Here is a 14,034-nt window from a genome sequence, read left to right as displayed (position 1 = left end):
CACGGCGTCGAACCTCGGCCTGGACCTTGGCGCTGACCTCTACACGGCCAGCACCCTCCAGGGCACCAGCGGTGAGAACACCACCGGCACGGCCCGCGGGTCTTACACCACGGCGTCGAACCTCGGCCTGGACCTCGGCGCTGACCTCTACACGGCCAGCACCCTCCAGGGCACCAGCGGGGAGAACACCACCGGCACGGACCGCGGGTCTTACACCACGGCGTCGAACTTTGGACTGGGACTCGGCGCTGACCTGAACACGGCCAGCACCCTCCAGAACACCAGCGGTGGAAACACCACCGGCGTCCTCGGCCGCTAAGTTCTGCTGAGGCTGAATATGCCAGGGCGGGGCCCGGTTGCTGCACTAAGCACCCGGGCCCCTGCCTAAGGCGGGGTGCGTTTTACCTTTCGGTGGGCGCGGTCACGGCCGCAGCCGATGATCTTTGACCAGCAGGCGGGCAGAGGAGTGTTCCTCATAATGTCTGAGGTCACTGATGAAATTAGTCCATGGGAATCGGTGCAGCTCTCATCGCCCGTCCGGCCGGCAGGCCGGACGGTGAGGAGCGCCGGGTTCCGGCCGCCTGCACTGAACGCGTCCGGACCCCGGCAGCAGCACCTCTTATTGTCGGAGGTCACCGGCAGGATTGAGTCAGGGGAATCGGTGCAGCTCTCATCGCCCGTCCGGCCGGCAGGCCGGACGGTGAGGAGCGCCGGGTTCCGGCCGCCCGCACTGACCGCGTCCAGACCCCTGCAGCAGCACCCCTTATTGTCGTAGGTCACCAGCAGGATTGAGTCATGGGAATCGGTGCAGCTCTCATCGCTCTTCCGGCCGGCAGGCCGGACGGTGAGGGGCGACGGGTTCCGCCGGTGGACAGCATTCTCGAGCAGCTACGCGGGTTCTGTGCAACGGCGGTCGGGGACGCGGCCCTGATGGACTTTGGCGAGGCGGCCGAGTTCGCCGGCCGGGTCGAGGAGATCTCCCGGGCCGCGGAATACCTGCAGCTCGTCGCCGCCGGGGCGGTGGAGCGCACCCGTCGGGAGGCCGCCGCCGACGGCGCCCCGGCCCTCGATGACGGCTACCGCAAAACCGGCGAGTTCCTCCGTGACCGGCTGCAGATCAGCGCCGTCGAAGCCCACCGCCGGCTCACCCTGGCCGGGGACGTGCTGCCCCGCACCGGGATCACCGGGGAGCGGCTGCCGCCTCTGCGCGAGGAACTCGGCGCGGCCCTGGCCGCCGGGACCGTCCCGTCCCGGTCCGCGACCATCATCACCCTCGCCCTTGGCCGGGTCCGGCCCGTCTGCGACGCGGAGACGGCCGCCCGGATGGAACACGCCCTGACCCGCACCGCGGCCGAGCACGACCCGGACTTCCTGACCCGGATCACCCGCCGCTGGGTGGACGCGATCGACCAGGACGGCGCCGAACCGAGCGAGGAAGTCCTCCGCCAGCTCCAGGGCGCCTTCATCCGCAAACCCCGCCACGGGCTACAGCACCTGGAAATCTTCGCCACCACCGAACAGTTCGAACACCTGCTGACCGTGATGAACACCGCCACCAACCCCCGCACCGGTCACGGAGCGGACGGCAGTGACGCCGACGGAGCGGGTGGCGGGACAGGCGCGGACGGCAGTGAGACGGCGGATGCCTTTGTTCCGAACCAGCTGGACCGGCGGTCGCGGCCGCAGAAACACCTCGACGGGCTCGTCGGCGGCTGCAAGGTCGCCATGGCCTCCGGCGGACTCCCCGTCACGGGAGGCTTCCGGCCCCAGGTCATGGTCACCATCGACTACCGCGACCTCCTCGAACGCCTCCACCGCCTGACCGACACCGGGGAAGCTTGGAAGCTGGGAGAGGCCGTGCACTCCGGAAAGTCCGGCCGGACTGGAGACGCCAGCGGACTCAACCCTCGCACCGGCACCGGCGCCGGCCCGTTCGGTTTCACCGCCACGGGCACGATGGTGTTCACCGGACCCGTCACCGCCGCGACCATCCGCAAAATCGCCTGCGACGCCGACATCCTCCCCGTCCTCCTCGGCAGCAAGGGCCGCGTCCTGGACATCGGCCGCACCACCCGCGTCTTCCCGCCCCGCATCCGCAAAGCCATCACCGCCCGCGACCAGGGCTGCGCGTTCCCCGGCGGCACCATCTCCGCCCCCTGGTGCGAAGCGCACCACATCACCTACTGGTCCCGCGAAGGCTCCACGAGCACCGACAACGGAACACTCCTGTGTTCACACCATCACCACCTGATCCACAAAGAACATTGGACCATCCAGCCCCACGCGGGCGTCCCGTGGTTCATCCCGCCACCCCACCTCGACCCCCACCAAACACCGAGACGCAACCACTACTTCCGCTGCTGAGACAGGCGGCCAGTTGGCCAAGAGCCGCCCCCGGGACAGCGAATCATGCGCCGAGCACGAACATTCCATCCGGGCCCTCGGCCGCACGTCGGGTGCCTCCGCTCGAGTAGACACTGACCGACCAGAGTGATTCGTCGCTATGCGGACCGAGGTGCCAGTCCGAAAAGCGGTGGGTCAGGGTGAGACCGGAGCCGGCAGCCGCCACGTCCTGCTGCGCAGGTCCGCCCCTGGCCTTCGTGGAAGTACCGATGATGAGGCGGCCACCCGGATTCAGGATCGAGGAGACCTGCTTGAAGATTTCCGGCAGAGCGTCACCAGGGAGGAAGGCCGGGACGTTCCCGGACATGAGGACGCAGTCATAGGCGCCCGGAAGTCCCCATGTGCGCAGTGCCGAGGCAGACACGGCTCCGCCACTCAAGTTCTGAAACCAGGCCCGGTCGAACAGTTCGCGGGCCACCGTCAGGACGTCGTCGGACGGATCAACGCCGTACGCCATATGGCCGCGGGCTCGAAGCGCGCCGACCGCCGACCCGATACCGCAGCCGAGATCCAGGATGTGGGCCCGACGCGGACTCAGCATGTCCACGAACCGCGCGTCCACCTCGAGGTCGACGCCGGCGTCGACCAGGCCGCGCATCTTGGCGGCGTACGCGGCATAGCCGGGTCCGGGATTCACTGCATCAGTCTGCCCCGGCGCCGTCACGGCGTTCAGCGCCGCCAGCGATACGGGGTCGTCGTGGACACCCGGACCAGGCCGTAGCGCTCCAGGATCGGCCGTGAATATCCGGTGGAGTCGCTGTGGATGAGAGTCTTGCCCAGGGACAGTGCCGCACGCGCCCGGCCTGCGGTGACCGCGCGGTAGATGCCCCGGCCTCGCCACTGTTCGCGCGTGGCCCCGCCCCAGATCCCCGCGAAGTCCGTGTTCGGCACCGGCTCCAGCCGGCCTGCACTGACAATCAAACCTTCATGTTCGGCCACCCACAGCTCCATGCCGTCGTCACGGGCCATTCGGCGCAGGATCGCTTCGGCGTTTCCGTCCGAGACGGGACTGCCAAAGACCTCGTCCTGCATGGCGCTCATCGCCCGGATGTCCGGTTCTTCCGTCACACGCCGCAGGCGCACTCCGGGCGGCAGCGCCACGTCGACGTCGAGCGCATCGCCGGCCCCGATCATCACGGACTCGGTCTCCTCCGGCTCAAAACCGTTCGCCAGCAGCGCGTCGTGGAGCCCGGGCGCATGGTCGTGGCCGCGGGTCTTCCATTCGACCCGCGTGATGTCCGGATCCGCACGGTAGAACGCCACGGTCTCGGCCACCCACCGCGCGATCGTCTCTGCGCTGGCTCCGGCCAGGTCCTGATAGGTCACAAATCCGCGGCCGCCGGCAAAGGTCACGAGCCGCAGCGGGCCCAGCCGCTCGACGGCGACCGCGCTGGGAGTCTCGGCGTCGGTGCGGAGCTGCTGGTCGTACGCCGCAAGGAGTGTTGAAGTATCCATCAGGCCCACGGTACAGCGGCAGGCGGCCGGGTTGGCGTCGAAACCTGTCCTTCCGAGGCGGGTAGTACGGTAAGCGGTAGCACGGCCAGCGTGGCCGGCCCGGGGGAGGTCAAGTGGGTACAAAGCGTCGGCTGGGCGCTGCGGTCGGGGTCGCCGGAGTTGCTGTCCTTCTTGTCAGACTCCTGGCCAAGGTCAACGATGCCGCGCGCTATCCGGACAGTCTTAAGGTTCTAGCCGTCGTCGTGCTTCTTTTGGCGGTGGTCATTCCCATTTGGCTGACGTGGCTGTTTCACAAGGCGAGAACGTTTAAGGCGCAGTTGCAACTGGCCCATCCCGGCGCGCTCGTCGTGGATACCTTCTGGACGGGGCGGGAACTCGGGCGGTTCCTCAAGAAAGGCCCGTTGTCGCCGAAGGCGAAGGGGACCGGATACATCCTTGCCCTGGTTGCGGACGCCCGCGGGCTCCAGCTGGTCAGACCGCGACGGCGGCCCGTCTATTTCGGACTCGTGCCGTGGGAGCAGGTGGTCTCAGTGAGAATGGAAACCCTGCGGAGGCCGCTGGAGCGCCGGGCCATGGTGGTCATCGAAATTGAATCGTGGGGCACGCCGTATGTCGCCGTTTTCCGTCTGGTGCCTTCCGGGAGGCAGAACCGCGAAACAGGAATGGATCTCGCCGAGATGATCCTCGCAAAGAGGCCCCGTGTTCCTTTGCCGGAGAACCGTGCGTAGCATGGCAACCCTCGAGAACCTGGCCAACGTCAGGTCCGCCTATGACACGGTGGCCGAGGCATATGCGACGGCGCTCCCGGACACCAGCTTCGAGGCCCCACTGGATATGGCCATGATCGATGACTTCTGCGCCAGGCTTCTCGCCGTCCCCGGGCCCAAGGTGATCGACGCCGGATGCGGCGCCGGGCGCCTGAGCGCCTACCTCAGCAACGCCGGGCTGGATGTCATCGGGGTGGATCTCTCGCCGGGGATGGTCCGGGTGGCGCGGCGGAGCCATCCCGCGCTCGTCTTCGAAGTGGGCCAACTAACCGATCTCCCCGCTGCAGATGCTGCCGCGGACGGCATCCTTGCCTGGTACTCGATCATCCATTCAGCGCCGGCGGAGTTACCGGCGATCGCCCGCGAATTCTGGCGGGTGCTGCGTCCCGGCGGCCTGGCCCTCATCGCCTTCCAAGCCGGCAGCGGACACCGCGCGCTTGAACGCGCCTACGGGCACGACGTCGAACTCCGGGCGGAACTGCACTCCCCCGACGACATCGTCCTCCGCTTCACGGAGCAGGGCTTCGTGCTCGAGGCGCAACTTGTCCGGGCCGCGCGGTCAACTGAAAAACACCCGCAGGCAATGCTCCTGGTGCGCAAACCCATGGTCTCCGGACCCTAGCCACCGGGCGCCGGCCCCGCCCGGCCGGCGCGGTAAAGTGACACCCGGAAGATTCCTTCCCGGTCCCGCCACACATTCTTGAAAGGCTCGCTGCAATGAGCATGCTCGGCACCAAATGGAAGATCCACGGAAACGGCAAGTCCATCCGCCCCGGCGAGGTAGTGCGGCCCGATGAGCGCCTCGCGTGGCCCCTGACAATCGGCGTGGGCATGCAGCACGTCGTCGCCATGTTCGGCGCCACCTTCCTGGTCCCGATCATCACCGGCATGCCGCCGGCCACCACCCTGTTCTTCTCCGGCATCGGCACCCTGCTGTTCCTGGTCATCACCAAGGGACGGGTGCCCAGCTACCTCGGTTCCTCCTTCGCCTTCATCGCCCCGATCATGGCCTCACAGCAGCAGTACGGGATCCCCGGCGCCCTCGGCGGCGTGGTGCTGGCCGGCGTGGGGCTGGCGATCATCGGCGCCGTCGTGCAGAAGTTCGGCGCCGGCTGGATCAACCGCCTCATGCCGCCGATCGTCACCGGCGCCATCGTGGGCCTGATCGGCCTCAACCTCGCCCCCGCTGCCAAGAACAACTTCGATGCCGCCCCGATCACCGCCCTGATCACCCTCGCCGTGATCATCGTCGTCAGCGTCGTCTTCCGCGGAATCCTGGGCCGGCTGAGCATCCTGGTGGGCGTTGTGGTGGGCTACCTCGTCGCCATGATCCGCGGCGAGGTCAACTTCGCCAAGGTCGACGCCGCCGCGTGGGTGGGTCTCCCGCACTTCCAGACCCCCGAGTTCCACCTCGGCGTCGTCGGCTTGTTTGTGCCGGTGGTGCTGGTGCTAGTGGCGGAGAACATCGGCCACGTGAAGTCGGTGTCCGCCATGACCGGGCAGAACCTCGACGGCGTCTCGGGACGCGCGCTGATGGCTGACGGCGCCGCGACGGTGCTGGCCGGCCTGGGCGGCGGCTCGGGCACCACCACCTATGCAGAGAACATCGGCGTTATGGCCGCCACGAAGGTCTATTCGACCGCGGCCTACTGGGTAGCCGGCATCTTCGCCGTTGTGCTGAGCTTCTCGCCGAAGTTCGGCGAACTGATCGCCACCGTCCCGGCGGGCGTACTCGGCGGCGCCGCCACCATGCTCTACGGCATGATCGGCGTCCTGGGCGTCAAGATCTGGGTGCAGAACAAGGTGAACTTCTCGAACCCGATCAACCTCACCACCGCCGCCGTGGCGCTGATCGTCGGCATCGCCGATTACACCTGGACCATCGGCGACCTGAAGTTCACCGGCATCGCGCTGGGCTCCGCGGCCGCCCTGGTGATCTACCACGGCATGAAGGCCATCGCGAAGGCCCGCGGCACCGTGGCCGAACCGGAAACCGAAGACGCCGCGCCGGTCGCCGCGGTCAAGGCTGCCGTCAACGCCGCCGCGAAGCGCGCCCCGAAGAAGCGCCGCTAACCCCGGCCCGCGGCACAAGAAGGCCGGCGCCCTCCCACCATCTGGTGGAAAGGCGCCGGCCTTCGACGTGTGCGCGGCGGTTTAGCCGGCGTCGAACGATTCCTTGTCCTCGCCGTCGCGGTCCTTGGGCGACTGTTCCTCCGGCAGGTCCGTGCCGCTGCCGTCCGGGATGCCAGCGGCGTCCTGGCCGGATTCCGAGGAGAACGGCCGGCCCGGCGCGGGTTCCTCGGTGTTGGCCGCGTCCATCTCGGCTTCCGAGGACGGCACCGCACCACCGCTCTCGGCTGCCGCCTGGCTGCCCTGCTCGAATCCGGCTTCGCTGTTTTCGTTTTCCGCGTTCATCTGTTCCTCCGTTCCTCCGAAGCGTCCGGCTCCGGGTTCTCCTGCACTGTCCTGGTCTTCGGCGCCGAACTGGCTCAGATCCGGCGCGCCGGCCGGGTACGTCTCGCCGTCCGGGCTGTCCTGGTTAAGGCCCGCGGCGTCGAAAGCCTCTTCTTCGCGCGGCTGGGCGAACGTCTTCCCATCTCCGCCTGGCATTTCCTGCTCCGCGGTGGGCGTACCGTAGCCGCCTGCTTCTTCTTCAACGGCGCGTCCGTGCTGGTTTTCCTGAGTCATGTCGTTCCTCCTGCGCTCTGGCATTTGGCCGGTCGAATCTGGATGATCGGATCGAGGGGTAGGCCGCGCCCGGGAGCGCGTCCTTACCGTGTCTTCCACCGTACCGGAAAATCGTCAGTAAGCTTAGTACCAAGTTTTGATCCACATTAGGAGCGCTGATGCCGGACGCCGGGGAAAGCCGCGAGGGCGGCCGGGACGAGACCTTCGACGAAAAGATGGACCGCAACTGGACGGAGCTGCTGCAGGAACTCCGGGTGCTGCAGACGGGCGTCCAGATCCTTGCGGGCTTCCTGCTGACACTGCCCTTCCAGTCCCGTTTCGAGACGCTGGACGGCTTCGAGCTGACGCTCTACCTCGCGAACGTCGTCCTGGCGGCGCTGACGACCGCCCTGATTCTGCTGCCGGTCAGCGCGCACCGCAGGCTCTTCCGCAAGGGGCTCAAGGAAACCCTCGTAGCGAGCGCGGACCGAATCGCGAAGGTGGCGCTGGCCGGCGTCGCCCTCCTGAGCGTGGGAACCTCGGCGCTGGTCTTCGACGTGGTGGCGGGACGGGCCGCCGGGCTAACGGCCGGCGGCGCACTGCTCGCCATATTGTTGGCGTTGCTGGTCCTGATTCCCAACCGGCTCCGCCGTCGGGCCGTTCGGGGATAAGTCATGCCCGCTACAGTCGTTCAGACCATTCATCCAGATTCAGGAGCAAAGATGCGCAAGTGGGCCAAGGAACACGGACTGCTGCTGGCCAACATCGGACTTTTCCTCGTCTTCTTCGGCGGCATGGTGGTCAGCGGGGCGGCCGACTACAGCGAGGACCAAGTGTCCCACGGCCAGTCCGCCGTCGGGATCTTCGAGTACCTGGGTACCGGTGCCTTCCTGGAGGCGACCTTTGAGAACTGGGAGTCGGAGTTCCTGCAGATGGGCATGTACGTCATCCTGACGGTGTTCCTCTTCCAAAAAGGCTCCTCCGAGTCCAAACCGATCGGAACGAAAGCCCCGCAGGATGAGGACCCTCGGCACGCCACGATCAAGGCGGCAACGCCGTGGCCGGTCCGCCGCGGTGGGTGGGTGCTCAAGCTCTATGAGCACTCCCTCTCGATCATGTTCGCGCTGCTGTTCCTGATGTCCGTTGTGCTGCACGCGGTCGGCGGCAGCGAGGAGTACAGCCAGGAGCAGCAGGCCCACGGCCAGCCTGGTGTCACGGTGCTGGGCTATCTCGCCACGAGCCGGTTCTGGTTCGAGTCATTCCAAAACTGGCAAAGCGAGTTCCTCGCCGTCGCGGTGCTGGTCGGTGCCTCCGTATACCTGCGCGAGCGAGGCTCGCCGGAGTCAAAGCCGGTAGCCGAGCCGCACTACGAAACCGGCGCCTGATCCCGGGGGAATCCGGCTGCCGGCAACGCCTGCCGGATTCCGTCGCCGGCCCGCCCTGTGTAGTCTGGCCGGTGTAAGCAGACCATGATCCAGAAGGAGCTTCCAATGGCCAAGGGTGATATCGAGACGTACTACGAAGACGGAGTGTGGAAGAACAAGCGCGAAGGAACCGGGCGCGCTTTTTCCACCAGCGCAACGAAAGACGAGGCGGTCGCGGAGGGCCGGGAAGCCGCCAAACGGGACAAGGTTGAGCACATCGTCAAGAACCAGGACGGGCAGATCGCCAGCAAGAACAGCTACGGAAACGACCCCGCCAACATCCGGGGCTAGCCACAGCGTACGGCGGCGGCTCAGGCCCCTTCGAGCACCTGGCTGGTGGTCCAGGCCACGTACTTCGCGGCCTTCGCGATCGCTTCCTCGGGGCTCGGCGCCGCGTCCAGCAGCTGGGCGGCCGCGACCACCCCGTGGCGGGCCAGCTCGTCCGGGGTGACAAGGATCTGGCCCGCGACCATGATCACCGGGATGCCGAGCGCGTGCGCGGCGTCGGCCAGGGCAATGGGCGCCTTCCCGGTCAGTGACTGGGAGTCCAGCGAGCCCTCCCCCGTGATCACCAGATCCGCGTCCGCGAGCTTTTCGGCCAGCCCGGTGAGCCCGGCCACAAGGTCGAACCCGCCTTCCAGTTCGGCGTTCGTGAAGGCCAGGAACGACGCCGGGAATCCGCCGGCCGCGCCCGCGCCCGGGACGTTGACGTCCCGGCCGCTGGCCTGCCGCAGCACCGACGCCCAGTTGCGCAGCCCGGCGTCGAGCACTTCCCTGGTGTCCTCGTCGGCACCCTTCTGGGGGCCGAAGACGTGGGCCGCACCTTCAGGCCCGTAAAGGGGATTCTGCACATCCACGGCGATCCGGAACTTCACGGCTGCAAGCCGGGGATCCAGTCCGGCGACGTCGACGGCGGCCACCTCGGCGAGCGAGCCGCCGCCGAGGGGCACCACGTTCCCGGCGTCGTCGACGGGCTTGAGGCCCAGGGCACGCAAGGCGCCGCTGCCGCCGTCGCTCATCGCCGAGCCGCCCACGCCCAGCACGATTTCGGTCGCGCCGGCGTCGAGCGCGGCCGCGATCAGCTGCCCGCATCCGTAGCTGTGCGCGCGCAAGGCGTTCGCCGGGGTCGGTTCCATGTGTGCGAGCCCGGATGCCTGTGCCGTCTCGATGACCGCGGTGGCGCCGCCGAAGGCATCCTGGCGGATGGCCCAGGCCGCCCCGATCGGGGCCAGGATGGGCCCGACGACGGCATTCAGGCGTTCCTCGTATCCGGCCGCGACGGCTGCCTCCAGGGTGCCTTCGCCGCCGTCTGCCACCGGGAACTGGACGGTTTCGGCGTCGGGGTACACCCGCAGGGCGCCCTCGGCCATGGCGGCGGCGGCTTCGGCGGCGGTCAGGGAGCCCTTGAACTTGTCCGGGGCGATCAGGATACGCATGGCTCCATCCTGCCAGCCGGCACCGACTTTCCCGCACCGCGACAAGGCCGGGGCGCGGTAGTAACGTGGGCACTTCCGGAAACCCGGCAACCTCCCGCGGCAGTCCGCGGCCGTATTGGCACGCTTCCGCGGGACCAGAGCACAGGAGGAAACGGTGGGCGACAGCAGACAGGCCAGCGGAACCGGGCCCGGCATCAAGGGACTCGTCTTGGTCCGGCACGGGGAAAGCGAAGGAAACGTTGCTGCCACGCTTGCCCGTGAGGCGGGGGCGCACGTCATCAACGTTCCGGCGCGCGACGCCGACGTCGGACTCTCCGAGACCGGCCGGGAACAGGCGCTGGCGCTGGGCCGCCTGCTGGCCGCCGTCTCCGAAACGGACCGTGCCGCCGTGTGGTCCTCCCCGTACGCCCGCGCACGCCAGACCGCCCAACTCGCCGTCCAGACCGGCGGGTGGCAGGTGCGGATCCGGCTGGATGAACGGCTCCGCGACCGCGAACTCGGGATCCTGGACATGCTGACCTCCGCCGGCGTGGAAGCCCGGCTGCCGGAGGAAGCCCAGCGGCGGCGGTGGCTGGGGAAGTTCTACTACCGGCCGCCGGGCGGCGAGTCGTGGGCCGATGTCGTGCTGCGGCTGCGGTCGCTACTTGCCGATCTGGACCGCGACCACCCGGGCGAAGAGGTTCTGCTGGTCTGCCACGACGCCTTGATTGTGCTGTTTCGCTACATTCTCGAGGGCCTCACGGAGGCAGAATTGCTGGACATCGCCGCCACCACCAGCGTCCTGAACGCCTCGGTCAGCCGCTTCGTGCGGAGGGATTCCACGGGGGCGTGGGAGCTGGAAAGCTTCAATATGGCGGACCATCTGACGGAGCACGGCGTCCCCGTCACCGAGCACGCGGGAGACGCAAATGTCCACCCGCGCTGAGGCCGCCGCCCAACTGACACCAACGCTGCTGCGCGGCTGGCCGCTGCCCGGCGGCGGCGCCGGCAAGGACGACCGCGGTTCGGTACTCGTGGTCGGCGGTTCCCGTAAAACGCCGGGTGCAGCCCTGCTGGCTGGCATCGCGGCCCTGCGCTCCCGGGCCGGGCGGCTGACCCTTGCGACGGCGGAGTCGACGGCGGTTCCGCTGGCCGTCGCGTTTCCCGAGTCCGGCGTGGTGGGCCTGCCGGAGACGGCGCGCGGATCGGTGAAAGGCTCCTCGGCCTCGCTGCTGGCCGACGAAGTGGAGGCCGCCGACGCCGTCCTCATCGGGCCCGGACTGGACGACAAGGATGAGACGCTGGCGCTCCTCCGGGGCCTCCTGCTTCCGGGGCGGGGGCGGCCGAAGCGCGGCCCCGCCGTCGTGCTCGACGCCTATGCCCTGGGCTGCCTGCCCGAGCTGGTCGACGAATTGAAGCCTTGGGCGGGCAGACTGATCCTCACCCCGAACATCACCGAAGGCGGCATCCTGCTGGGCCGGGATGTTGAGGACCTCAAGCGGGACGTGCCGAAGATTGCCGAGGCCTACCAGGCTGTGGTGAGCTGCCAGGGGGTGATCGCGGAACCGGGCGGGGACCTTTGGGAAATCACCACCGGACACAGCGGGCTCGGCACCTCGGGGAGCGGCGACGTCCTGGCCGGCGCCATCGCAGGCCTCCGGGCACGCGGCACCACCGACGCGCAGGCCGCCTGCTGGGGTTCCCACCTGCATGCCGCCGCCGGCGATAGGCTCGCGAGCCGACTCGGCGGATTGGGCTATCTGGCCCGAGAGCTCTGCGACGAATTACCTGCGCTGATGGTGGAACTCAGCAGCTGAGCACCACAGCCGGCGGGCCGAAACGGCACCTCAGTCCCCCCACTGCCCCCGCTCCTGCAGGACCGCCTTCAGCAGGTCGGCCCGGTCGGTGACGATCCCGTCCACCCCGAGGTCCAGGAGCCGGTGCATCTCGGCCGGTTCGTTGATGGTCCAGACGTGCACGTGCAGGCCGTGGCGGTGGGCGCGGCGGACGAACCCGGCCGTCACCACGGTCACGGCGCCGTAGCGGACCGGGACCTGCAGGGCGTGGACGCCGCGGAGCGCACGGGCCGACACAAGGCGGAACAGGGGCGCGGGAAGCAGCGGGCCCAGCAGCACAAAGAGCGCGTTGGAGGCCATGCTGGCGGAGCTTGCGGCGGGACGGCTGAGGCGGCGCAGCACCGCGCGCCGCCGCCGGTCCGAGAAACTGGCAATCAGGACGCGGTCGTGCAGGCCGTACTGCTCGATCGCCGCGGCCAGGGTTTCCACCGAGTTCCAGTCCTTGACGTCGAGGTTGAGCCGGACCTCCGGGAACTCCGTGACGAGTTCGGCCAGCAGTGGGACCGGCTCCGCACCGGCGATCCGGGCCTTGGCCACGGTCTCGGCAGACAGCTCCGAAATGCGGCCGCTGCCGTCCGTGACGCGGTCCAGGGTTTCGTCGTGGAAGAGCAGCAGGACGCCGTCGGCGGTGGTGTGCACGTCGGCTTCCAGGTAGCGGTAGCCGAGGGCGACGGCGGCGCGGAACGCGGCCATGGAGTTCTCGGCGCCCTCCGGCGAGAAGCCGCGGTGGGCCATCGCCACGGGCTCACCCGCAGTGCCGCCGGAGGCGAGGAAGGGGTGCGGGTCGGTCACCCTTGAAGCGTACCGGAGCGGTTCGCTCAGGATCCCTGCGGCAGGATCTCCACCCCGTCGCTGCAGTGCAGCAGCGTGCGGCCGCCGCCGTCGAGGTCCACCCAGACCGTGGTGTGGTCCACCGTCAGCGCGTCCACGAACCCGCCGGTCTCATAGCCCGGCGCGAGCCGGACCCGCACACGGTCGCCCTGGCGCAGGCTCTGCCAGTGCGCGTCGGGGTCCACCCGCCGCAGCGGCTGCTCATCAAGATGTCGGTTACCGTTCCTGGCCATGATTGCCCCACTTCAGTCATACGATCCGTTCGGTGCTGCCAGCCTAGGAGACCAAGGTGAACGGCAGTTGTCAGCCAGCTGGGAATCCCGTGACCGCCGGGTGCCGATCGGTTTGAGGGAGGTTGCAGGGACTTTACGGAAGCCGGACGCCCAGTTCGGCGAGCTTGGCCTCGAGGATCTGGGCCACGCCGTCGTCGTCGAAGTGCGGTGCCTGCTGGCCGGCGGCGCGGATGGCTTCCGGGTGGCCGCTGGCCATGGCGTAGCCGTGCCCGGCCCAGCGCAGCATTTCGATGTCGTTGGGCATGTCGCCGAACGCCACGACGTCCTGCGCCTGAACGCCCAGGGACGCCGCGTATTCGGCCAAGGTCACAGCCTTGTTGACGCCGGGCAGGGACAGCTCCAGCAGCGCGATGTTGGGTGCGGAGTGCGTGGCGGCGGCCAGGTGCGCGACCGCCGGGGACACCTCGGCCAGGAATTCGTCCGCGGTTCCTTCCCGGACGATCGCGAGGAATTTGACGACGGCGTCGTCGGCCGTGAGCGTCTCGTCCAGCGGGGCCGGCGTGAATTCGGCGAGCAGGCCGGTGGAGCCGGTGCCGAGGAAGCCCGGTTCCAGGTGGAAGCCGGTGAGGGTTTCGGCGGCGAACAGCGCGGACGGACGCAGCCGCTGGATGATCCGGCGGGCCTCGAAAACGGCGTCGAGCTCCAGCGATCGGGCGGAGACCACCCGATCCGCCTCCAAGTCCCACACCACCGCGCCGTTGGAACAGATGACCGTGCCGGCATGGCCCAGCTGGTCCTGCAGCGGGTGCAGCCAGCGCGGCGGGCGGCCGGTGACAAAGACCAGTTCCACCCCGGCATCGCGGCAGGCGTGGAAGGCGCGCACGGTCCGGTCGCTGATCTTGCCGTCGTGGCCGAGGATCGTTCCGTCAATATCACTTGCTACCAGCCGCATACTGCCAGTCTACGTGGGCGTCGACGGGCGC

Annotated in this window: 17 protein-coding genes; 10 read left to right on the top strand and 7 right to left on the bottom strand. The window is 68.6% G+C overall.

The features are described 5' to 3' along the window. Positions 1 to 319 (top strand): hypothetical protein (locus ABLI39_RS16550; protein WP_349414650.1); only part of this gene is annotated, 319 nt, incomplete at its 5' end. A gap of 476 nt (positions 320 to 795) precedes the next feature. Next, the gene (locus ABLI39_RS16545; RefSeq protein WP_349414649.1) at positions 796 to 2,364 is read left to right on the top strand and encodes an HNH endonuclease; all 1,569 of its coding nucleotides are present in this window, start codon (positions 796 to 798) and stop codon (positions 2,362 to 2,364) included. A gap of 43 nt (positions 2,365 to 2,407) precedes the next feature. On the opposite strand, the gene ABLI39_RS16540 is transcribed toward ABLI39_RS16545, so the two are convergent. Beyond that, positions 2,408 to 3,040, bottom strand: a complete 633-nt coding sequence (locus ABLI39_RS16540; protein ID WP_349414648.1) for a class I SAM-dependent methyltransferase — start codon at positions 3,038 to 3,040, stop codon at positions 2,408 to 2,410. A 32-nt stretch (positions 3,041 to 3,072) separates the two neighbouring features. Further along, on the bottom strand, positions 3,073 to 3,858 hold the full coding sequence (locus tag ABLI39_RS16535) for a GNAT family N-acetyltransferase (protein ID WP_349414646.1): 786 nt from the start codon (positions 3,856 to 3,858) through the stop codon (positions 3,073 to 3,075). A 113-nt stretch (positions 3,859 to 3,971) separates the two neighbouring features. Here ABLI39_RS16535 and ABLI39_RS16530 point away from each other — a divergent pair, with 113 nt between their 5' ends. The 3 genes from ABLI39_RS16530 (at position 3,972) to ABLI39_RS16520 (ending at position 6,698) form a co-directional block, all read left to right on the top strand. Further along, the gene (locus ABLI39_RS16530) at positions 3,972 to 4,586 is read left to right on the top strand and encodes a hypothetical protein (protein WP_349414644.1); all 615 of its coding nucleotides are present in this window, start codon (positions 3,972 to 3,974) and stop codon (positions 4,584 to 4,586) included. A gap of 1 nt (position 4,587) precedes the next feature. Continuing rightward, entirely contained in the window at positions 4,588 to 5,247 is a 660-nt protein-coding gene (locus tag ABLI39_RS16525; protein WP_349414642.1) for a class I SAM-dependent DNA methyltransferase, read from the top strand. Between the two features lie 95 nt (positions 5,248 to 5,342). Then, positions 5,343 to 6,698: a uracil-xanthine permease family protein gene (locus ABLI39_RS16520; RefSeq protein ID WP_349414640.1), complete on the top strand. Its 1,356-nt coding sequence runs from the start codon at positions 5,343 to 5,345 to the stop codon at positions 6,696 to 6,698. A gap of 81 nt (positions 6,699 to 6,779) precedes the next feature. Here ABLI39_RS16520 and ABLI39_RS16515 read toward each other — a convergent pair whose 3' ends face one another. Further along, complete coding sequence (locus ABLI39_RS16515) at positions 6,780 to 7,313, bottom strand: hypothetical protein (protein WP_349414638.1); 534 nt, start codon at positions 7,311 to 7,313, stop codon at positions 6,780 to 6,782. A gap of 158 nt (positions 7,314 to 7,471) precedes the next feature. Between ABLI39_RS16515 and ABLI39_RS16510 the strand changes: the two genes are divergently transcribed. The 3 genes from ABLI39_RS16510 to ABLI39_RS16500 all read left to right on the top strand — a co-directional run bounded on the left by ABLI39_RS16510 (position 7,472) and on the right by ABLI39_RS16500 (position 9,007). Further along, positions 7,472 to 7,963: a DUF6328 family protein gene (locus ABLI39_RS16510; protein WP_349414636.1), complete on the top strand. Its 492-nt coding sequence runs from the start codon at positions 7,472 to 7,474 to the stop codon at positions 7,961 to 7,963. A gap of 51 nt (positions 7,964 to 8,014) precedes the next feature. After that, on the top strand, positions 8,015 to 8,677 hold the full coding sequence (locus ABLI39_RS16505) for a DUF6766 family protein (protein WP_349414634.1): 663 nt from the start codon (positions 8,015 to 8,017) through the stop codon (positions 8,675 to 8,677). Between the two features lie 105 nt (positions 8,678 to 8,782). After that, the gene (locus tag ABLI39_RS16500; RefSeq protein WP_349414632.1) at positions 8,783 to 9,007 is read left to right on the top strand and encodes a DUF2188 domain-containing protein; all 225 of its coding nucleotides are present in this window, start codon (positions 8,783 to 8,785) and stop codon (positions 9,005 to 9,007) included. 20 nt (positions 9,008 to 9,027) lie between these two features. On the opposite strand, the gene ABLI39_RS16495 is transcribed toward ABLI39_RS16500, so the two are convergent. Further along, entirely contained in the window at positions 9,028 to 10,152 is a 1,125-nt protein-coding gene (locus ABLI39_RS16495) for a glycerate kinase (protein WP_349414630.1), read from the bottom strand. A 154-nt stretch (positions 10,153 to 10,306) separates the two neighbouring features. On the opposite strand from ABLI39_RS16495, the gene ABLI39_RS16490 reads away from it, so the two are divergent. Further along, positions 10,307 to 11,077, top strand: a complete 771-nt coding sequence (locus ABLI39_RS16490) for a histidine phosphatase family protein (RefSeq protein ID WP_349414629.1) — start codon at positions 10,307 to 10,309, stop codon at positions 11,075 to 11,077. Next, positions 11,061 to 11,948 (top strand): NAD(P)H-hydrate dehydratase, encoded by an 888-nt coding sequence (locus ABLI39_RS16485; protein ID WP_349414627.1) that lies wholly within the window; start codon positions 11,061 to 11,063, stop codon positions 11,946 to 11,948. The genes ABLI39_RS16490 and ABLI39_RS16485 overlap by 17 nt, the downstream gene beginning before the upstream one ends. A gap of 30 nt (positions 11,949 to 11,978) precedes the next feature. Here ABLI39_RS16485 and ABLI39_RS16480 read toward each other — a convergent pair whose 3' ends face one another. From ABLI39_RS16480 to ABLI39_RS16470, 3 genes are all read right to left on the bottom strand, one after another. Continuing rightward, positions 11,979 to 12,779 carry a glycerophosphodiester phosphodiesterase family protein gene (locus ABLI39_RS16480; RefSeq protein ID WP_349414625.1) on the bottom strand — a complete coding sequence of 267 codons (801 nt, stop codon included), beginning with the start codon at positions 12,777 to 12,779 and terminating at the stop codon, positions 11,979 to 11,981. Between the two features lie 26 nt (positions 12,780 to 12,805). Next, positions 12,806 to 13,051 carry a hypothetical protein gene (locus tag ABLI39_RS16475; protein ID WP_349414623.1) on the bottom strand — a complete coding sequence of 82 codons (246 nt, stop codon included), beginning with the start codon at positions 13,049 to 13,051 and terminating at the stop codon, positions 12,806 to 12,808. Between the two features lie 133 nt (positions 13,052 to 13,184). Continuing rightward, positions 13,185 to 14,003 carry an HAD family hydrolase gene (locus ABLI39_RS16470; protein ID WP_349414621.1) on the bottom strand — a complete coding sequence of 273 codons (819 nt, stop codon included), beginning with the start codon at positions 14,001 to 14,003 and terminating at the stop codon, positions 13,185 to 13,187. Positions 14,004 to 14,034: the final 31 nt, after the last annotated feature.

Source organism: Pseudarthrobacter sp. B907 (genome assembly GCF_040137805.1).
Classification (GTDB): Bacteria; Actinomycetota; Actinomycetes; order Actinomycetales; family Micrococcaceae; genus Arthrobacter.
This window is presented reverse-complemented; position numbering and strand designations above follow the sequence as displayed.